Source organism: Neorhizobium sp. PAMB6630, from assembly GCF_058242775.1.
The window spans coordinates 964324-983379 of record NZ_CM177836.1 but is presented as its reverse complement, the minus strand read 5'-3'; the positions used below and the strand labels follow the sequence as shown (position 1 = coordinate 983379).

Annotated in this window: 17 protein-coding genes and 1 other RNA gene; 9 read left to right on the top strand and 9 right to left on the bottom strand. The window is 60.9% G+C overall.

What is annotated here, in order from left to right; translation table 11 throughout:
- Window positions 1-185 precede the first annotated feature (185 nt).
- Window positions 186-1037, top strand: a complete 852-nt coding sequence (locus AC4CWF_RS04605; protein ID WP_491283959.1) for a phage tail protein — start codon at window positions 186-188, stop codon at window positions 1035-1037.
- Window positions 1038-1107: 70 nt separating this feature from the next.
- On the opposite strand, the gene AC4CWF_RS04600 is transcribed toward AC4CWF_RS04605, so the two are convergent.
- Window positions 1108-1854: a YebC/PmpR family DNA-binding transcriptional regulator gene (locus tag AC4CWF_RS04600; RefSeq protein WP_491283958.1), complete on the bottom strand. Its 747-nt coding sequence runs from the start codon at window positions 1852-1854 to the stop codon at window positions 1108-1110.
- A gap of 205 nt (window positions 1855-2059) precedes the next feature.
- Between AC4CWF_RS04600 and AC4CWF_RS04595 the strand changes: the two genes are divergently transcribed.
- Complete coding sequence (locus AC4CWF_RS04595; RefSeq protein ID WP_491283957.1) at window positions 2060-2563, top strand: pyridoxamine 5'-phosphate oxidase family protein; 504 nt, start codon at window positions 2060-2062, stop codon at window positions 2561-2563.
- Window positions 2564-2624: 61 nt separating this feature from the next.
- Here the strand turns inward: AC4CWF_RS04595 and AC4CWF_RS04590 are convergent, their stop codons facing one another.
- Entirely contained in the window at window positions 2625-3476 is an 852-nt protein-coding gene (locus AC4CWF_RS04590) for an MBL fold metallo-hydrolase (RefSeq protein WP_491283956.1), read from the bottom strand.
- 114 nt (window positions 3477-3590) lie between these two features.
- The gene (locus AC4CWF_RS04585; RefSeq protein ID WP_491283955.1) at window positions 3591-4847 is read right to left on the bottom strand and encodes an MFS transporter; all 1257 of its coding nucleotides are present in this window, start codon (window positions 4845-4847) and stop codon (window positions 3591-3593) included.
- Window positions 4848-5097: 250 nt separating this feature from the next.
- Here AC4CWF_RS04585 and AC4CWF_RS04580 point away from each other — a divergent pair, with 250 nt between their 5' ends.
- Both AC4CWF_RS04580 and AC4CWF_RS04575 read left to right on the top strand, forming a co-directional pair.
- On the top strand, window positions 5098-5259 hold the full coding sequence (locus AC4CWF_RS04580; protein WP_491283954.1) for a hypothetical protein: 162 nt from the start codon (window positions 5098-5100) through the stop codon (window positions 5257-5259).
- A gap of 121 nt (window positions 5260-5380) precedes the next feature.
- Window positions 5381-6751 (top strand): FAD/NAD(P)-binding protein, encoded by a 1371-nt coding sequence (locus tag AC4CWF_RS04575; protein WP_491283953.1) that lies wholly within the window; start codon window positions 5381-5383, stop codon window positions 6749-6751.
- Between the two features lie 6 nt (window positions 6752-6757).
- Here AC4CWF_RS04575 and AC4CWF_RS04570 read toward each other — a convergent pair whose 3' ends face one another.
- The 6 genes from AC4CWF_RS04570 to tkt all read right to left on the bottom strand — a co-directional run bounded on the left by AC4CWF_RS04570 (window position 6758) and on the right by tkt (window position 15691).
- Window positions 6758-7675 (bottom strand): PhzF family phenazine biosynthesis protein, encoded by a 918-nt coding sequence (locus tag AC4CWF_RS04570; protein WP_491285213.1) that lies wholly within the window; start codon window positions 7673-7675, stop codon window positions 6758-6760.
- 160 nt (window positions 7676-7835) lie between these two features.
- The gene (locus AC4CWF_RS04565) at window positions 7836-8732 is read right to left on the bottom strand and encodes a fructose bisphosphate aldolase (RefSeq protein WP_491283952.1); all 897 of its coding nucleotides are present in this window, start codon (window positions 8730-8732) and stop codon (window positions 7836-7838) included.
- Between the two features lie 219 nt (window positions 8733-8951).
- Window positions 8952-10154, bottom strand: coding sequence for a phosphoglycerate kinase (locus tag AC4CWF_RS04560; protein ID WP_491283951.1), 1203 nt, complete (start codon window positions 10152-10154; stop codon window positions 8952-8954).
- Between the two features lie 85 nt (window positions 10155-10239).
- On the bottom strand, window positions 10240-12141 hold the full coding sequence (locus tag AC4CWF_RS04555) for a potassium/proton antiporter (RefSeq protein ID WP_491283950.1): 1902 nt from the start codon (window positions 12139-12141) through the stop codon (window positions 10240-10242).
- Between the two features lie 422 nt (window positions 12142-12563).
- A complete protein-coding gene (gap, locus tag AC4CWF_RS04550) occupies window positions 12564-13574 on the bottom strand; it encodes a type I glyceraldehyde-3-phosphate dehydrogenase (RefSeq protein ID WP_491283949.1) in 1011 nt (336 codons plus the stop codon).
- 137 nt (window positions 13575-13711) lie between these two features.
- Window positions 13712-15691 carry a transketolase gene (gene tkt / locus AC4CWF_RS04545; protein WP_491283948.1) on the bottom strand — a complete coding sequence of 660 codons (1980 nt, stop codon included), beginning with the start codon at window positions 15689-15691 and terminating at the stop codon, window positions 13712-13714.
- A 343-nt stretch (window positions 15692-16034) separates the two neighbouring features.
- Between tkt and AC4CWF_RS04540 the strand changes: the two genes are divergently transcribed.
- The 5 genes from AC4CWF_RS04540 (at window position 16035) to AC4CWF_RS04520 (ending at window position 19052) form a co-directional block, all read left to right on the top strand.
- The gene (locus AC4CWF_RS04540) at window positions 16035-16307 is read left to right on the top strand and encodes a DUF4164 domain-containing protein (RefSeq protein WP_491283947.1); all 273 of its coding nucleotides are present in this window, start codon (window positions 16035-16037) and stop codon (window positions 16305-16307) included.
- A gap of 24 nt (window positions 16308-16331) precedes the next feature.
- Window positions 16332-16709: a cell division protein ZapA gene (locus AC4CWF_RS04535; RefSeq protein ID WP_491283946.1), complete on the top strand. Its 378-nt coding sequence runs from the start codon at window positions 16332-16334 to the stop codon at window positions 16707-16709.
- Window positions 16710-16755: 46 nt separating this feature from the next.
- Window positions 16756-16914, top strand: a non-coding RNA gene (gene ssrS, locus AC4CWF_RS04530) — 6S RNA.
- A 201-nt stretch (window positions 16915-17115) separates the two neighbouring features.
- Complete coding sequence (locus tag AC4CWF_RS04525; protein ID WP_491283945.1) at window positions 17116-18618, top strand: sensor histidine kinase; 1503 nt, start codon at window positions 17116-17118, stop codon at window positions 18616-18618.
- Window positions 18615-19052: a response regulator gene (locus AC4CWF_RS04520; protein WP_491283944.1), complete on the top strand. Its 438-nt coding sequence runs from the start codon at window positions 18615-18617 to the stop codon at window positions 19050-19052. Before AC4CWF_RS04525 ends, AC4CWF_RS04520 begins: the two co-directional genes overlap by 4 nt.
- The last annotated feature ends 4 nt before the right edge of the window (window positions 19053-19056 follow it).

Genomic DNA, 19056 nt, shown 5'->3' with positions numbered 1-19056 from the left:
CCGAGGATCATCCGCGTTTCCTCCCGCTGCCTGAGCGTCCTCCCCAGCGACAGCGGCCTTCCGTCTGCAGCAATGCCTATACTCTTTTTTGATGTATCGTATTTACGATGCACTTTTTAGATGTATATTTGCCATGGCTTTCGCCGCAGCGTTGAGCGCAGGCCCATGAGCAAAGGGAGAACACCATGATCGACGTGCAGAAAATCACCCATTTCCTGGGCAGGGGCCTCGCCACCACCGGGACGATGGCCACACTTGTCGCAAGCGGCAGTGTGATATCGATGACCACGGCATCGCCCGCGGCGGCCTGCTCATCCGAAGCCTACATCGGCTCAGTCTGCATCATGGCTACTAAATACTGCCCATACGGCTATGTCGCCGCCAACGGACAGACGATTCAAGTCAATGAAAACCAGGCCCTGTACGCGCTCATCTACGGCGTCTATGGTGAGACGTCCCAAACTTCGTTCGCCGTGCCGGACCTGCGCGGGCGCAGTCCGATCGGCTCTGGCACCGGAACAGGCCTTACGCCCGTTGACCTGGGTGCAAAGGTGGGGGTGCAGCAAACCCTTCTGCAGCCGGCGCAAGTTCCGGTGGGGCAACATATCCATTCGACCACGTTCACCGGCACCGGCAGCACAACGCAGACCGTGGAGGTGCCGGCACAGCCCTCAACCCTTGGCGTCAGCGCAAAGCTGGTTGCCAAGCAGATGGCGGGCGGGACGAATGCCGTCAATGGCGCCTTTCTTGGCCAGGGATCGACGACAGGTGGAGGCCAGGCTTCCATCTATGTGGACCCGAGTTCGGTGACACCAACAACGGTCAGCGCCGAACTGGGTGGGCTTGACGTGCAGTTGACGGGAGCGCCGGGCAGCCCGAAGATCAGCGTCACTGTGCCGACCGGGATCACAGGCGGCAGCGTTACGGTTCAGCCAAACTCGGTGATTCCAGCGACAGTCCCTGTCAACACCCAGTCTCCGGGTCTCGGCCTCACCGTATGTATCGCAGTGATTGGCCTCTATCCACAGCGCCCTTGACATCGATGCCAAAGCGAAAAACGCCGGCCCGTGAATGACAGGGCCGGCGTTTTTATAAGATCGATGTTGATCAGGCCGAAAGCTTGGCCATGACCTCGTCGGACACCTCGAAGTTGGAATAGACGGTCTGCACGTCGTCATCATCTTCCAGGTTATCGATGAGCTTCATCAGCGACTGGGCCTTTTCCTCGTCCACAGGCACGGTGTTCTGCGGCTTCCAGGCGGATTTGACCGTCTGGGCTTCGCCAAGCACAGCTTCGAGTGCCTTCGATACTTCGCCCATGCTCTCGAACGCGCAGATGATGGTGTGGCCGTCCTCATCGGAAATCACGTCGTCGGCGCCGGCCTCGATCGCGGCTTCCATGATCGTGTCGGCATCGCCGGCCGAGGTCTTGTAGACGATTTCGCCGACGTGATCGAAGGAGAAGGACACCGAACCGGTTTCGCCAAGCGCGCCGCCGGCCTTGGTGAAGATGGAGCGCACGTTGGAGGCGGTGCGGTTGCGGTTGTCGGTCAGCGCTTCCACGATGATGGCCGTGCCGCCCGGGCCATAGCCTTCGTAGCGGATCGCATCATAGGTCTCGGCATCGGCACCGGAGGCCTTCTTGATGGCGCGGTCGATATTGTCCTTCGGCATGGACTGGGCCTTGGCGTTCTGGATCGCCAGACGCAATGCCGCGTTCATGCTCGGATCGGGCAGACCGGTTTTTGCAGCAACGGTGATTTCACGTGCAAGCTTGGAGAACATCTTGGACCGGATGGAATCCTGACGGCCCTTGCGGTGCATGATGTTCTTGAACTGTGAATGGCCAGCCATGGCACCCCTTCATGCGTAAAAATGTCCAGAATGGCCGGCTTATAGGCACGAATGGCCCTGCTGTTCAAGGAAAAAGCGGCTCACCACAGCTTTGCCTCCGCCCCTTGAGACTGCCTTCCCGCCCGCGACCGCACTCTTTGCCATCGGAACAAAGCACGGCGGGCAACGTTCTTGACCCGACCTCCACATCACGAAAGGATCGGCTATGGTAAGTCTGACGGAAGCGCGCGAGCAGCCTGCGCGCCAGCTCTGGGAAGAGATCAACGCAATCCATGCCGGCATGCTGGGCCTTGAAGGCTCCTCCATGCACATGCAGCCGATGGCACCCCATGGGGACCCCAAGACCAACACGGTCTGGTTTTTCACCCGCAACGATACCGATCTTGCCAAGGCGATCCGCCCCGGCACGCGCGCGCATTTCTGCGTCACCGGCAAGAACCACGATTATCATGCGTGCCTTGCAGGCGTCATCGAGTTGCGCAAGGACATGGCCAAGATCGACGAATACTGGAGCGCCGTGACCGCCGCCTGGTTCGAACACGGCAAGGACGACCCTGCCCTCACCATGCTGGCATTGCATGTCGATGATGCCGAAATCTGGGCCTCGACGGACAGCAGCCTGAAATTCGGCTGGGAAATCGCCAAGGCCAACATGAACGAGGAAAAGATGCCTGACGTCGGTGTGAAGCAGCACCTGACATTCGCCTGAGAACTCTGAATATCCATCAGGCATTTTGCGCCGCGTATCCAACAGGGATGCGCGGCGTTTCTTATAGCCCCTGCGGCACGATGATCTGCGGCTTGCGTGGCAGGTTGCGCAGGGACACAGTCAGGGCGGGGCGATCGGCGTAAACGATGTCAAAGCGGCTATCGAACATCGCAAGAAACCGGTCAAGCGACGGCCCGCCGCGGTGCATCGGCAGGATCAGTGATGAGCGCAGCCGTTGCACCACACGGCTCATGCTATCCGCCCCCATCGTCAACCCGCCATCGGTGGGCACCATCAGCACGTCCAGGCGACCGATTTCGGCATAGTGCGTATCCGTCAACTCATGATGGAGATGGCCGAGATGACCGATGCAGAGGCCCGCCATTTCGAAGATGAAGATGGAATTGCCGTTTTCTTCAAAACCGCCGTAGGCGCGAATATCGGTGGAGACATTGCGGATATAGCTGTCGCCGACCATCACATGATGTTCGGCCTTTTCGCCGGGCACGTCACTCCAGCCGGGCAATACGTGTTCGATGGCAGGATCGGGCGACAGGGTAAAATGGGTGGAATGCGCCTTGTTCATCGTCACCACGTCGGGCGTCACGGTCGGGCGGTGATAACCGCTGTAATCGGTGGCGATCACCACGCCTTCAGGGCTTTCGATCTGGTAGGTGGAATGGCCGATGAAGGTGATCTTCACGTCTTCGCGGTTCACCTTTGCCTGCGCGATCTCATAGGGCGCAAAGCTTGCAAACGTGGCTCTGGGCACCGCCTGCGCAATAGCCTGGCACTGGCTGACGGGCATTTGCGAAGGGGATGGTCGCGGCGATGGAAGAGATGACTGGGCGTGCGCCGTGGCAATAAGCGCCGTCATCGACAGCAGAGCGAATGCGACAGTCCGCAGCATCATGCCACTCCCTCGTCCGGTCCGGTTGAGAAAAGATGCGGCATGTCTTGAACAGCGTCCAGCCGGAAGTTTTAACCCCGGCTCACAATCGTGTCATTGTGTCATCCCGTCGCCTGATCAGCGCGCCTCGCCATCGGCAGGGGCACGCGGATCGAGCATCAAGCTCTCAGGCGTGGCAAGCGGCGCATTGGCGGCAGGCGCCGTTGCGTAATTGTCCTTTTCGGCGCGGGGCAAGGCGGCCCTCTGCCGGCTGCGGAAAATCGCATGGGCGACAACGGCGATATGGGCGCAGGCGGTGACGGCAAACAGCGCGTGCGGGCCGAAATGCGTCATGACCGGGCCGCCCAGTGTCGGACCGATGATCGTGCCGATGCCGAACAGCAGCAGCAGACCGCCGGACACTTTTACGAAATCTTCCGAGGAGGCGAAGTCGTTGGCGTGGGCAACCGCAATGGGATAAAGCGCGTTGGCGGCCGCCCCATAGACCGCCACAAGCGGAATGATGACGTAGACATGCATCGGCTGGAACACGAAGAGCAGCGCACCGGCCACAGCCGAAAGGCCCGACAGCCCCGCCAGCACGAAACGCCGGTCCATGCGGTCGGACAGGCGGCCTGCCGGAAACTGCATGATGGCGCCGGCAAAGATGGTGATGCTGACCATGATGGCGATGGTGGACTGGTGCATGCCGGCCTGGGAGGCAAAAACGGCCACCAGCGTACCATAAGCGCCATTGGCGATGCCGATCATCAGGATGCCGACGAAGGACACCGGCGAATTTCGGTAGAGCGCCGGAAGATCGAGGCTCACCCGTTTCAACGGTTGCGGAGAAGCGGCCGTCGACAGCGTCGTCGGCAGGATGGCGAGGCAATAGAGAATGCCGCAGACCATGAACAGGAACGGTGTCGTGACATCCGCCAGTCCGACCAGAAGCTGCCCACCAACCACGCCCATCAGGGTGATGGAAATGTAGAGCGAGAAGATCGCGCCACGGCTTTCATTGGTCGCCCGCTCGTTCAGCCAGCTTTCGATGATCATCGAGGTGCCTGCCGTGCAGAAACCGGTGACGGCCCGCAGCGTCAGCCAGGCGCCGTCATGCACGACCATGCCGGTGACGAGAACGTTGAGGCAGATGATGGCGCCGAAGCCGGAAAAAGCCCGGACATGACCGATGCGGCGCACAAGCTGCGGGGCAACAAAACACCCGAGCACAAAGCCGCCGGCCCAGGTGGTGCCAAGCAGGCCCAGCACCTCGTTGGAATATCCTTCATGCGTTCCGCGCACCGGCAAAAGCAGGCCCTGCAGGCCATTGCCCAGAAACAGGAAAAGCGTACCGATAAGAAGACTGAGAACAGGCAGGATATTGCGAGGCATTGAGAGAGACCGTTGGCGTTCGGTTCAGTTTCTGCCCTGCAACAAAGCACGGCAATGGTTAAACTTGCAGTGCCAAACGCCCCTGATGCAGCAGTTATTTCCGCATGAAACGACGATTGGCGGCGCAAAGGACAGCGAGCCGGCTTCCAACCACAAAAGAATTGGTATCGAATCTCTCTCCCCACGCCTATCTGTGGTGCAGACCAAAAATGTCCAGCCTGTGGCTGACCTCGCATGAGCCGGAAAAATCATGACGAAACTGATCGGCCTCCTGCTCATCCTGGCCATGATCGTACATCTCATCAAGCCGCTCGGCCTGCCCTTCCTGAAGCGCCGCAGCGATTTCTGGCGGATCGCGGTTCTGGCTTTTGCGCTGTGGGCCGTGACGCTGCTGCTGCGCGATTTCACCTGAAAACCGGCGATAAATTTTCCCGCCCATGCGCCCTTGAAATCTCTACCGGATCGATAGAGATTAAACTCTTGGCAAGCGGAACCACCGGTTCATGATGACCGGCGGGCAACCAGGAGCGCGCATGAAGTATGATGTCGCCGTCGTCGGGGCCGGATTTTCGGCCATCGCAGTCACCATCAACCTGATGCGGCACCTGCCCGCATCCGCCCGCATTGCCGTCGTCGGAGACGATCCCGGGTTCGGGCGCGGAACGGCCTATCGCAGCGAATTCCACCTGCACCGCCTCAACGTTCCGGCCGCGCGCATGTCGATCGACCCGGATGCGCCGGAGGATTTTCTCGACTGGCTGCGTGACCACGAGCGTCCGATTTCCGGCAGCGACTTTGCCCCGCGCAGCGATTTCGGCCTTTACCTGCGCGACCGGCTGGCATCCCTGCTGCGCGAGCGCGACAGCCGCGCCAAGGTGGATTTCATCAAGGCAAAGGCCGTCGGCTGCCTCGATATCGGGCCGGAAACGACCCTCATCCGGCTGGACAACGGCGATGGGCTGGCGGTGAAGGCAACCGTGCTCTGTCTCGGCGTCGGCAGTGCGCCGCTTCCGCTCGGCGGCGATACCATCGCCCCTGCCGCGCGCGCCGTCATCGTTGAAAATCCGTGGCGGCTGAGCTGGCTGTCGAAGGTCGGGCGCCATGAGCGCGTCGCCATGCTCGGATCGGGGCTGACCATGGTGGATCAGGTGCTGGCGCTGCGCGCCACCGGCCATCGCGGCCAGATCCATGTCCTCTCCCGGCGCGGGCTGTTGCCGCACGCCCATGATGTCCATCACGGCACGCCCGTTCCCTTGGACGTTCCCGAAACGGACCGGCAGATCAGTACGCTTCTCGCCCACCTGCGTCGCAAGGTGCGCGCGGGCGCCCCCTGGCGCGCGGTGATGGACGGGCTTCGGCCGCACACGCAAAACCTTTGGCAACAGCTGAACGAAGAGCAGAAGGCACGGTTTCTTCGCCATGCCCTTGCCTGGTGGACCATCCACCGCCACCGGCTGGCACCCGATGTCGGCGTGGAACTGAAGCAGCTTGTGGCAGATGGCACCGTTCGGGTTCATGCCGGTTTCCTGCAGCGTATCGAGGCGACCGATCCGGGTGTAACCCTCACCTATCGCAAACGTGGCACAAGCGGACTGGAGCGCCTCAGCGCCGACTGGATCGTCAACTGTACCGGCATGGAACGGGCCGGCATTCGCCATTCGCCGCTGTTGCAGGCGATGGCGTCGCGCGGCCAGTTGCAGGGCGATCCGCTCGGGCTTGGCATCGTCGTCAACGGACAGTCGCAATTGGTGGCACGCAGCGGCGATACCCATCGTCACATTTATGTGGTCGGCGCGCTGACGGCCGGGCGGTTCTGGGAAATCACCGCCGTGCCGGATATTCGCGTGCAGGCGCAAGGTGTGGCCCGCTCCATTTGCGCAGCGCTTGAGCGGCAGCCGGTTTAAGGCCCATCAGAACGTGATGCGGCCTTCCATGACGCTGACGCAGCGGCCGCTGATGCGCACATCGCGCGCAGTGCCCGCCTCCTTGGTCACGGCAAGCTCGATCAGGCTGCGGCGGCCCATTTCCACGCCCTGCTCGATGGTGACCTGAAACTCGGCGTCGGCTCTGTCGTCGAGACTTGCCAGAAACGCCGACAGGGCGCCGGACGCGCTGCCGGTGGCGGGGTCTTCGATGACATTGTCGAGCGGCGCAAACATGCGGGCCCGCAGATGCCACGGATCGTTGTCGTCCCGCACATAGAGAAACAGCGAAAATTCATGCGGCGACGGACCATGGCTTGCGGCGGCATCGCCAAAGGCGGCAAGGTTCGGGCGGGCGCGGCCAAGGGTGGCCAGATCGGTTACCTCCGCCACGACAAAAGGCAAGCCAACGGAGGCGGATCGTGGCAGATGACGGTCCAGCCGTAAGGCACCCTCCGGCAGGCTGGCGCAGGCGAGGATGACGTCTCCCGGCACCGCATCACCGATGACCAGCGGTTGCGGCGCGCGGATGGTGGCACCCACCACCGCAGCGTCGTCTCGCTTCAGAACCACCTCGACCAGGCCTGCCTTTTCTTCAAACCTCAGCACATCGCCGATGGCGCGGCCGAAGAGATGGCTCTCTTGCCCAAGGACGAAGGCGGTTCCGACATTGGGGTGGCCGGCAAAGGGAATTTCGGCGGTTGGCGTAAAAATCCGCACCCGCGCATCGTTTGCGGGATCTTCCGACGGCAGCACGAAGGTGATTTCCGAATAACCGAACTCGGCGGCAATCTTCTGCATGGCTTCGTCACTGATGCCGCGCGCATCGGGAAATACCGCCAGCGGATTGCCGGCAAAACGCTCCGTGGTGAAGACGTCGGTGGTAACGAATGCTGCTGTGCCCATTCCTGCTGTGCCCATGCCTGCCGCTCCTGATGTTGAGCCGCATGGCTATCGCAGCGGCTGCCGTTTCACCAGCCAAAGCTTTTGACGCAATCCATCAGAAAATGTGAAGGGCCGCCCCCTCTCGGGAGCGACCCTTCTCCTCCTCCAGAAAGGCGAGGAATCAGATTTTGTTGACGCTCGCCGCGCAGATCTGATCGATAGTTGCGCCGAGGCTCGTATTGAACTCTTCGTCGCTCATCGAAACGCGCAGGCCTTCCGTCAGGCCGCGCGAGAAACTGGCGATCATGCCATGGTTGTGGCTGAGCTTCTCGCAGGCATCCACCGTGCTGTAGCCGCCCGACAGCGCCACGAGGCGCACGACCGACGGATGGGCAACGAGCGGCGCATAAAAATCTGCAACCGTGGGGATCGTCAGCTTCAGCATGACGGTGACGCCAGAAGGCAGCTTGTCGAGTTCGGCGATGATCTCGTCGCGCAGAATGGCTTCGGCTTCTGCCTTGGTCGGGCTCTTGATGGAAACTTCAGGTTCGATGATCGGCATCAGGCCCTGGCCGATGATCTGGCGGGCCACCTCGAACTGCTGCTTGACGACGGCGGCAATGCCGGCTCTGTCCGCATGGGCAATGACGGAACGCATCTTGGTGCCGAAAATACCCTTTTCGCGGCCACGGATGAGGAGCGCGTCGAGATCGGGCATCGGCTTCATGGTCTGAACGCCGTTTTCTTCCGCATTCAGGCCCTTGTCGACCTTGAGGAAGGGCACGACGCCGCGGTTTTCCCAGAGATAGGAGGGAACCGGCTGGCCATCCACATCACCATCCATCGTGCGCTCGAACAGGATGGCGCCAATGACCTTGTCGCTCGAAAATGCAGGGGCGGTCATGATGCGCACGCGCATGGCGTGCATCAGCCGGAACATGTCCTCTTCACTGCTGTAATCGCTGTCGGACACGCCATAAAGACGCAACGCTCCGGGTGTTGAACCACCACTCTGATCCAGCGCCGCAATAAATCCCGGCGCGGAACTCATCCTGTCCAACATCTTGGCGTACCCCATGCTTACACTCCTGTCCCTAAAGTCGGCGCACTATGCGTTCATATCTCGCAAGATACCATCCGCGGATAACAGAAGTTTTTATGCAGGGAAATCCTATGCTTAGGAGTTGAAACGATTGAATTTATTTCAATCGTTTAAAATATCTAAAATAATTTAAATCTGTTTGTATCCGCAGGCGAGGTGCTTGGAAAAGACCTCGCCTGCGCTAACATGTCGCGCTTATGCGCTCTTCTGCAGAACGGCAACGCCGGGCAGTTCCTTGCCTTCCATCCATTCCAGGAAGGCGCCGCCGGCTGTGGAGACATAGGAGAAATCGTCGGCAACGCCCGCATGGTTGAGCGCCGACACCGTGTCGCCACCACCGGCGACGGAGACGAGCTTGCCGGCCTTGGTTTCTTCAGCCGCAAGCTTTGCAGCCGCGACCGTTGCCTTATCGAAGGGCTCGATTTCAAACGCGCCAAGCGGGCCGTTCCAGACCAGCGTCTGCGCCTTTTCGATCCAGCCGCCGATCAATTCGATGGTTTCGGGGCCGACATCCAGCATCATCGCATCGGCCGGGATCGCCTCGATATCGACGACTTCATTGGCCGCGCCCGCCTTGAACTCGCGGGCAACGACGCCGTCGACGGGCAGCACGATGGCGCAATTGGCGTTTGCCGCTTCGATCATGATCTTCTTGGCAAGATCGGCCAGATCATGTTCGCAGAGCGACTTGCCGACATTCGTGCCACGCGCAGCGATAAACGTGTTGGCCATGCCGCCGCCGATGACCAGCGCATCGACGCGCTTCACAAGGTTCATCAGGAGATCGATCTTGGTGGACACCTTGGCGCCGCCGACGATGGCAACGACCGGACGGGTGGGGTTGCCAAGGCCCTTTTCCAGCGCTTCCAGTTCCTGCTGCATGGTGCGACCGGCATAGGCCGGCAGAAGGTGCGCAAGGCCTTCCGTCGAGGAATGCGCACGGTGGGCGGCGGAAAAGGCGTCGTTGATGTAGATATCGCCGTTTTCAGCAAGCGCCTTGGTAAAGGCCGGATCGTTCTTTTCCTCGCCGGCGTGGAAGCGGGTGTTTTCGAGAAGCAGGATATCGCCGTTTGCCATGCCCGACACGGCGTCTGCGGCGGCCTCTCCGATGCAATCAGCGGCAAAGAGGACCGCATGGTCCAGCACGGCCTCGACGGCCGGCGCGATCAGCTTCAGCGACATGTCGGCGACCGGCGCACCCTTCGGGCGGCCGAAATGGGCGAGCAGGATCACCTTGGCGCCCTTGCCCGACAATTCCAGAATGGTGGGGGCCACGCGCTCGATGCGCGTGACATCGCTCACCTTGCCATCCGATACGGGCACGTTGAGATCGACGCGCACGAGAACGCGCTTGCCGGCAATGTCGGAAAGGTCGTCGAGGGTCTTGAAGGCCGCCATGGTCTGCATCCGTTGTTTAGGGTTGTGATTTCGATGCGGACCATACCCCACCTGACCGATGACGCAAGCCCGGGACGGGCGGCAATCAGGGCTGATTTTCGCCCGGCCCGGCAGACGGTGGCGGGTCCGTTTCGAAAGGCTCCGCAACAGTCGGTGCGGCCGACGCAACGGCTGCGGCAGGCGTGGGTTTGCCCCGGTAACGACGCAGCGTATCGCGCACGCGATGGGCGATTTCGCGAAAGTTGATGAAGATCGGCAGAGAGATGGCCGGCTCCACCGGTTCTAGCGAAATTCCGACGGAACGGATGTGGTCGTTCTCATCGAGTTCGCGCACGATGAGGATGATCGAGCCGAGGCGCACGCGGTCGGCATATTCGGCATTGCCGCCGAGACGGTAGGTCATGAGGTCGCCGATGGTCATCGCCTGTTCGGCAACGGTCAGCAGGCCCGGCCCATAGGCGGCATCGAGTTCGCGCGAGGGACGGCTTGCCGAGATGGCAAAGGCGCCGAAGAAGTCCGCATCGTCCTCATCGACAGGCGCGCGGCTGGCAAACAGCCGGTCGAGTAGGCGCGAATAGCCCGGCGCGATGAAGAGATAGACATAATCCTTTTCCCGGAGACGCCCGGCATACTGATAGCGCATGCTGCGGCCATCGCGCACGACGAGCGAGGGCGTTGCCCAGCGCGGGATGCGCTCGCCGCGCAGCACCGGGCTATCCCTGATCACACGGTAGGAAATCAGTTCGTGCGTGGCGCGGCCCGGCAGGTCCAGCTCCACCTTGTCCACCTCGCCCATGCGCTTGGGTATGATGAGGCCGAGCCGTTCGGCCACCGGCTTGATCGTCCAGCCCTGCACCAGAAGCGAGACCAGCACGATGATAAAGGCCGTATTGAAATAGACATGACCGTCATCGATGCCGCCAAGGATCGGCATGATGCCAAGCAGGATGGAGACCGCGCCGCGAAGCCCGACCCAGGCGACGAAGCCGATTTCCTGCTGGGTAAAATCGAACGGCAGAAGGCTCAGCCACACCGCAATCGGGCGGGCGACGAAGATGAGAAACAGCGCAAGGCCGATGGCCGGCAACAGGATGGCGGGAAACTGCGAGGGCGTGGCAAGCAGGCCGAGCAGCAGGAACATGATGATCTGGGCAAGCCATGTCAGACCGTCCTGGAAACGGGTGATGGCTTCCTTGGCAAAGATCTTGCGGTTTCCGGCAAAGATGCCCGCGACATAAACGGCCAGGAAGCCGCTGCCGCCAACGGCACCGGTGAAGGAAAACACCAGCAGCGACAGTGCGAGAACAAAAATCGGCGCCAGCCCCCGGTCAACAGGCAGGCGGTTGAGCACGGCAACGATCATGATGCCGCCGAGAAGGCCAAGCGCCCCGCCAAGGCCCATCTGCTTCACGAACATCGTCAGCAGATCGAGGTTGAAGCCGGAGGCGCCATGGCCGGAACTGATCAGCTCCACCAGCGCAATCGTCAGAAACACCGCCATCGGATCGTTGGTGCCCGATTCCACCTCGAGCGAGGAGCGCACCTTGTCGCGGATATGAATGCCGCCGATGCGCAGCAGGAAGAATACGGCGGCCGCATCGGTGGAGGCAACGATGGAGCCGAGGAGCAGGCCTTCCAGCCAGCTCAGCCCCAGAAACAGCGAGGCGGCGAAGGCAAAGATGGAGGCTGTCAGCACCACGCCGAGCGAGGCCATGGTGATGGCGGGCACGGCGGCGATGCGGAAGGAATGGAGGGACGTGCCGAAACCGCTATCGAACAGGATGACGGCGAGCGCCAGAGATCCCATCATATAGGCGACGGGGTAATTGCTGAACTCGATGCCGATGCCATCGACCCCAGCCACAAGCCCGATCAGCAGGAAGACGAGCAGCAGCGGAGCGCCGAACCGGAAGGCGAGAAGACTGGAGAAGGCGGCCGCCAGCACCAGGATCGTTCCCACCAGCAGGATGATGTAAAAGGCCTCCAAGGCTTGCGCTCCCCTCTTCCGTTCTTCAGGTCACCGCAACTCTCAAACGTGGCGCGGCAACAGTCTTGCTTATATCCCCTGTCGCATCCCTCCCCTTCGCATACGGCTTCATCATCACGGCATTCGCATCATGCGTGCCGCGCGACCGCTTCGACAAGAAGCGGAACAGGAAAAAGATGCAGGTCCGGCGCTCACCGGCAAGAATCAGGCAATAGCCAATTAGGCACGATCAAATCCGGCAAGAGAAGGGCGAAGCGGCAAAAAGCGGCAGATCACCCGCGCATATTTCCAGGAGGCTACCAGACTTAGGTGCGCGATGCGCTTTACGCAGAGCGTGCAAGATCCGAGGAGACAAAAGGGCGCCCACGAAAAAGGCGGCAGGATTTCTCCAGCCGCCTCGAAGGGATTGCCGTGCAGTGGGATCAGATGGTCTTTGCCAGCGCCACAGCCGTATCTGACATGCGGTTGGAGAAGCCCCATTCGTTGTCGTACCAGGTGAGGATACGCACGAAATTGCCTTCGAGAACCTTCGTCTGGTCAAGGGCGAAGATCGAGGAATGGCTGTCGTGGTTGAAGTCGCGGGAAACCAGCGGCTCGTCGGTGAAGCCGAGGATGCCCTTCAGCGCGCCGTTGGAGGCAGCGATGATGGCGTTGTTGACTTCTTCAACCGTGGTGTTCTTCTTGGCAACGAACTTGAAGTCGACGACCGAGACGTTCGGGGTCGGCACGCGGATCGAGGTGCCGTCCAGCTTGCCCTTCAGGTGCGGCAGAACCAGGCCAACGGCCTTGGCAGCACCGGTCGAGGTTGGGATCATGGAAAGCGCTGCCGCGCGGGCGCGGTAGAGATCCTTGTGCATGGTGTCGAGCGTCGGCTGGTCACCCGTGTAGGAGTGGATCGTGGTCATGAAACCATGATCGATGCCGATGGCGTCGTCGAGAACCTTGACGACCGGAACCAGGCAATTCGTGGTGCAGGACGCGTTGGAGATGACCAGGTGTTCGCTGGTCAACTGGTCGTCGTTGACACCAAAGACGACAGTCAGGTCAGCGCCATCGGCCGGTGCCGAAACGATGACGCGCTTGGCGCCAGCCGTCAGGTGGGCAGCAGCCTTGTCGCGCGAGGTGAAGATGCCGGTGCATTCCAGAGCGATATCGACACCGAGTTCGCCATGCGGCAGTTCGGCCGGGTTGCGCACAGCCGTAACCTTGATCGGCTTGCCGCCGCCCACGATGATGGTATCACCAGACACTTCGACCGAGGCCGGGAACTTGCCGTGGATCGAATCGTAACGCAGCAGGTGTGCATTCGTCTCGACCGGGCCGAGATCGTTGATGGCAACCACTTCGATATCCGTGCGACCGGATTCGACGATGGCGCGCAGGACATTGCGGCCGATGCGGCCGAAACCATTGATGGCAACCTTGACAGTCATATGCATTCACTCCCTCGAAAATGGGCTTTTATCGAAACTGCGAGGCGCCGGCGGCACCTCGCCTGATGGATGCGGCGGCGACGCCGTCACCTGGACTTTAGAGCGCCGACGGCGCTCCTGCCTGAACCTAGATCAACTCAGAGCTTGGCTTCGGCTGCGGCGACGACGGCCTCGACCGTGATGCCAAAATGCTTGTACAACTCCTTGGCCGGACCGGAGGCCCCGAAGGACTTCATGCCGATAAAGGCGCCGTCATTGCCGATGAAGGCATCCCAGCCTTCGCGCACGGCTGCTTCCACGGCAATCTTCACCGGGGAATGGCCGATGATCGCTTCGCGGTAGTCGTCGGACTGCTCGAAGAACAGTTCCACGCACGGAACCGAAACGACGCGGGTGGCAACACCCTTGGCTTCGAGAGCCTGAGCCGCCTTCACCGCAATCTCGACTTCCGAACCGGAGGCAAAGATCGACACCTTGGCATCGCTCGACGAGACCAGCTCGTAGGCGCCCTGGGCGCAAAGGTTCTTTTCCTCGTATTCGAGGCGAACCGGCATCAGGTTCTGGCGGGTCAGCGCCAGGCCCGAGGGGCGATGCTTTTCGTTGAGCGCAATCTGCCAGCACTCGGCCGTCTCGGTCTCGTCGGCCGGACGGAAGAGCATGAGGTTCGGGATGGCGCGAAGGGCTGCCACGTGTTCCACCGGCTGGTGGGTCGGGCCGTCTTCGCCAACGCCGATCGAATCATGCGTCCACACATGCACAACGCGGATGCCCATGAGGGCCGCGAGGCGCACCGACGGGCGGCAATAATCGGAGAAGATCAGGAAGCCGCCGGAATACGGGATCAGGCCGCCATGCAGCGCAATACCGTTCATGGCAGCAGCCGTCGCATGTTCGCGAATGCCCCAGTGCATGTAGCGGCCGGAGAAATCCGTCGGCGTGATCGACGTCATCTGGCTGGTCTTGGTGTTGTTGGAGGGCGTCAGGTCGGCCGAGCCGCCAAACGTTTCCGGCAACAGGCCGTTGATCACTTCCAGCACGTCTTCGGAAGCCTTGCGGGTGGCAACCGTCGGGTTGTTGGCGGCGACCTTCTTCTTGAAGGCATCGATGGCGCTGTCGAAACCACCGGGCAGATCGCCGGCGAAACGACGCACGAATTCGGCGCGCTTTTCGGAAGCCGTTGCAGCCAGACGCTCTTCCCATTCCTTGCGCGCCTTGGTGGAGCGCAGGCCGGCCAGGCGCCAGGCATCCAGCACGTCGGCTGGAATGGCAAAAGCTTCCGATTCCCAGTTCAGCGACTTGCGGGCCGCCGCAATTTCTTCCGCACCCAGCGGATTGCCGTGGACCTTGTGGGTGCCCTGCTTATTGGGCGCGCCAAAACCGATAATGGTCTTGCAGGCAATGAAGGTCGGGCGGTCGGACTTCTGAGCCGCCTCGATGGCAGCGGCGATTTCGTCCTGGTTATGGCCATCGACTTCGATCGTGTTCCAGTTGACCGACTTGAAGCGGGCAATCTGGTCGGTCGAATCCGACAGCGACACGGCACCGTCGATGGTGATCTTGTTGTCGTCCCAGAACACCACGAGCTTGTTCAGCTTGAGGTGACCGGCAAGCGCGATGGCTTCCTGGCTGATGCCTTCCATGAGGCAACCGTCACCCACCAGAACATAGGTGTGGTGGTTCTGCAGGTCGGTGCCGAATTCGGCGCCAAGCTTGCGTTCAGCAATCGCCATGCCCACGGCATTGGCAATGCCCTGGCCGAGCGGGCCAGTGGTCGTTTCGATGCCGGAGGCGTGACCGTATTCCGGATGGCCGGCGGTCTTGGAGCCCAGCTGGCGGAACTGCTTGATGTCCTCGATCGTCATATCCTCGTATCCCGTGAGATAGAGGAGCGAATAGAGAAGCATCGAGCCGTGGCCGGCCGACAGCACGAAGCGGTCGCGGTCGGGCCAGAGCGGGTTCTTCGGATCAAACTTCAGGTAACGGCTGAACAGGACCGTGGCGACGTCGGCCGCACCCATCGGAAGGCCCGGATGGCCGGAATTGGCCTTCTCGACAGCATCCATGGCAAGGAAACGGATCGCGTTTGCCATCCGGTTATGTTTTTCTGGAGAGGTCATGGCTAGTCCGCTGGTTCGCAGTGTCAATCACGGCCCTTCGAAAGGACCAAATGAGGCGCGGTCGATCCTTATCAGGTGCAACGGCCAAGTCAACAAACGGCACGTTCCACAATGTGTTCCCGCGACAAATGGTGCAGGGCGAGAATGACCCCGCGCCCGCCGTGCCAGCTTTTGCGCGCTCGCCGGAAAAACGGTGTAAAACAACGCGATCCACAGCTAAGCGAGGGCTCACCCGCCCCGGCTTTATTGACCGCCTCCTTTGCCACGCCTAGTGTACGTGGACGACGACACAGCGGGTCATCACGATTCGTGATTGCCCTGGCGGGCTTTGAGTACCAGCAGGATGCCGGTGGAAAAAACGTTGAATGCAGCCCTATCCGAGCTTCGCAACGCCGTGAACGGCCTGGAAAACGCCATCGATATGCGCGTTGAACGCCAGCGCGAAGCTTCCGACGTGGAAAACGAGGTGCGCCGCGTCCATGCCGATCGCGCCCGCCTTGCCCAGGAACTCGACCAGTCCGAATTTCGCGCAAACCGGCTGGAGGAAGTCAACCGCGAGGTGTCCCGCCGGCTGGTGACGGCGATGGAAACCATCCGCGCCGTTCTCGACCGATAGCCAGCAGAAGGTAGAGTTAAGCGCATGGCGCAAGTCACAGTGATGATCGACGGCAAGGCCTACCGCATGGCCTGCGAGGAAGGCCAGCAGGGCCATCTGGAAGATCTCGCCGCGCGTTTCGACCGCTATGTCGGGCACCTGAAAAGCCAATTCGGCGAAATTGGCGACCTGCGCGTCACCGTCATGGCCGGCATCATGGTGATGGACGAACTCTCCGAAGCCGAGCGGCGGATCGCAGCACTTGAAAACGAACTGGCTGGCCTGCGCAACACCCGTGAAGGTGCAGCCGAACAGCAGCAGCGCAGCGAAGAGGCCATTGCGGCGGCCATCGGGGAATTGGCTGCCCGGCTGAACGGCATCACCGCCAAGCTGAATGCCCGCCCGCAGGCGCCGTCGAATTAACGCGACAGCCACTGGCGGCGACGTCAATCCTCACCTATATTGCTGATGCGGTCTGCGCTTCCCGACAGGAACCACAATCCCTGGGGCCATACTCGATCCAAAGGGAGCTGTCCCTGACCAGGCCCGTGGGCTTGGACATATGGCGCCCACCTACGTTTGTAGGCACCCAGGATCGTAAAAATCCATCGGTCGCCGTGGATCGCACCTTTTTCGACTTTCGACTGCATTTAAAGGCTTTGCCCGTCGAGGCAGGCACACAAGACGCAGCACTTGGTATCCATTGCCAAGATGTCGACGCCAACCCTTCGAATTCAGGGGTAAATGGCGGTGCGGCGTCGAAGACCCTCTTGAAATACGCGAGTGGTGAACCATGTCCCGCAACCAGGGGACAGGTTTTTCGCGTACCATGCCATTTACAAATACCAAGTTTGCACGCTCATCGCTGCTGATGCTGTTCATCGGCGCTGCGGTTCTCGCAGCCATTGTCATTGCCTCCGTCGTTCTTTCCCGCATGACACAGAGCTATTTTGATGACGTCGTTCGCCTGCGCGCGCTCAGAAGCGCTGCCGCCGATACGATGCTTTACCTGCGTTCGGCGGAAGCCGGCCAGCGCGGCTACCTCATCACCGGCGACGAGAGCTTCCTGAAACCGTACACGGCGGCCATCCAGGGCATGGCGGACCAGCGGCAGCGGCTGGAGAGGACTTATGCCAACCAGACGGCCGTGACCTTTTCCATGCAGCAGTTCGATGCGCTGCTGGTGGCCAAGCTCAACGAGATGAAATCTACGGTGGATCTGGCAACCGCCGGCCGCTTCGATGCCGCGATCGACATCGTGCGCAACGCCGCGGGCCGGCAAATGATGGACGATATCAGTGCCCAGCTTGCGACGCTGACCGGCGATCTCGACCGCAAGCTGACCTCCGGCGTGCAGGAACTGCGCGATGTCGCCTCCATGCTGCAATGGTTCACCATCGGCGGCGGACTGGTCATCATGGCCGTCGTAGGAGGCGCGATCTTCGTCGTCATGCAGCATGTGCGCGAGCTTTCGCGCGCCCACCACGAGGTGGAGGAACTGAATACGGGGCTTGAGGAGCGTGTCAACGAGCGCACCGAAGACCTCATCCAGGCCAATCGTGAAATCCAGCGTTATGCCTATATCGTCTCGCACGACCTGCGTGCGCCGCTCGTCAATATCATGGGTTTTACCAGCGAGTTGGAACAGACGCTGAAATCCATCCGCGTTTACGTGCTGGCCGAAAACACCCAAACGCTTCGTGACGATGAGGTGCGCGAGGCGCGTCTTGCGGTGGAGGAGGATCTGCCGGAAGCGATTTCGTTCATTCGCTCCTCGACCAAAAAGATGGACGGCCTCATCAACGCCATCCTGAAGATTTCCCGCGATGGGCGCCGTGATCTGAAGCCGGAACGGGTCGATCTGCAGTCTCTGCTGGAAGCGACCGCCGACAGCATCAACCACCAAGTCAGCGAAGGCGGCGGCGAGGTGTCGATTTCGGTGTCTGCGGCACGCTCGCTGGTCACCGATCGGTTTTCGCTGGAGCAAATCTTCGGCAACCTGTTTGACAATGCCGTCAAATACAAGGACCCTTCCCGCGCACTCAATCTCATTGTGCGCGCCTTTACTGTGGGGCGAAACGCGCTGCGCATCGAAGTTTCCGACAATGGGCGCGGCATCGCACCGGAAGACCATGAGCGTGTATTCGAGCTGTTCCGCCGCTCCGGCCTGCAGAACAGCCCTGGAGAAGGCATTGGCCTTGCACATGTCCGATCATTAGTCAGAAATTTAGGCGGGGAAATTACGGTGACATCGACGCTTGGCGGCGGGTCGACTTTCATCATCCGCCTGCCGATGGATTTATCCCAGTATGTCAGGAGTAACGGGTCATGAAGGCAGCAGGCCGCGAAGTCACCATCGTGATGGTCGAGGATGATGAGGGCCATGCGCGCCTCATCGAAAAGAACGTGCGCCGCGCCGGCGTCAACAACGAGATCGTGCCGTTCACCAATGGCAACGAAGCGCTCGACTATATTCTGGGCACGGATCGGACCGGCGACAATATCCAGAACCGCTACATGCTGATCCTGCTCGATCTCAACCTGCCGGATATGTCGGGCCTCGACATTCTGGAAAAGGTGAAATCCAACGCGCATGCCAAGCGCCTGCCGGTGGTGATCCTGACGACGACGGATGACGAGCGCGAGATCCAGCGCTGTTACGATATGGGCGCCAATGTTTACATCACCAAGCCGGTGGATTACGACAGCTTTGCAAATGCCATCCGGCAGTTGGGCCTGTTCTTCTCCGTCATGCAAATACCCTGAACAC

Bases quoted from the DNA above. Each gene is read 5' to 3' on its own strand.
- AC4CWF_RS04590 (WP_491283956.1), bottom strand. From the start codon at position 3,476: ATGATGCTGCGGACTGTCGCATTCGCTCTGCTGTCGATGACGGCGCTT.
- AC4CWF_RS04540 (WP_491283947.1), top strand. From the start codon at position 16,035: ATGCCGGTGGAAAAAACGTTGAATGCAGCCCTATCCGAGCTTCGCAAC.
- AC4CWF_RS04605 (WP_491283959.1), top strand. From the start codon at position 186: ATGATCGACGTGCAGAAAATCACCCATTTCCTGGGCAGGGGCCTCGCC.
- AC4CWF_RS04565 (WP_491283952.1), bottom strand. From the start codon at position 8,732: ATGGGGTACGCCAAGATGTTGGACAGGATGAGTTCCGCGCCGGGATTT.
- AC4CWF_RS04585 (WP_491283955.1), bottom strand. From the start codon at position 4,847: ATGCCTCGCAATATCCTGCCTGTTCTCAGTCTTCTTATCGGTACGCTT.
- AC4CWF_RS04595 (WP_491283957.1), top strand. From the start codon at position 2,060: ATGGTAAGTCTGACGGAAGCGCGCGAGCAGCCTGCGCGCCAGCTCTGG.
- AC4CWF_RS04580 (WP_491283954.1), top strand. From the start codon at position 5,098: ATGACGAAACTGATCGGCCTCCTGCTCATCCTGGCCATGATCGTACAT.
- AC4CWF_RS04560 (WP_491283951.1), bottom strand. From the start codon at position 10,154: ATGGCGGCCTTCAAGACCCTCGACGACCTTTCCGACATTGCCGGCAAG.
- AC4CWF_RS04570 (WP_491285213.1), bottom strand. From the start codon at position 7,675: ATGGGCACAGCAGCATTCGTTACCACCGACGTCTTCACCACGGAGCGT.
- AC4CWF_RS04525 (WP_491283945.1), top strand. From the start codon at position 17,116: ATGCCATTTACAAATACCAAGTTTGCACGCTCATCGCTGCTGATGCTG.
- AC4CWF_RS04575 (WP_491283953.1), top strand. From the start codon at position 5,381: ATGAAGTATGATGTCGCCGTCGTCGGGGCCGGATTTTCGGCCATCGCA.
- tkt (WP_491283948.1), bottom strand. From the start codon at position 15,691: ATGACCTCTCCAGAAAAACATAACCGGATGGCAAACGCGATCCGTTTC.
- AC4CWF_RS04535 (WP_491283946.1), top strand. From the start codon at position 16,332: ATGGCGCAAGTCACAGTGATGATCGACGGCAAGGCCTACCGCATGGCC.
- AC4CWF_RS04520 (WP_491283944.1), top strand. From the start codon at position 18,615: ATGAAGGCAGCAGGCCGCGAAGTCACCATCGTGATGGTCGAGGATGAT.
- gap (WP_491283949.1), bottom strand. From the start codon at position 13,574: ATGACTGTCAAGGTTGCCATCAATGGTTTCGGCCGCATCGGCCGCAAT.
- AC4CWF_RS04600 (WP_491283958.1), bottom strand. From the start codon at position 1,854: ATGGCTGGCCATTCACAGTTCAAGAACATCATGCACCGCAAGGGCCGT.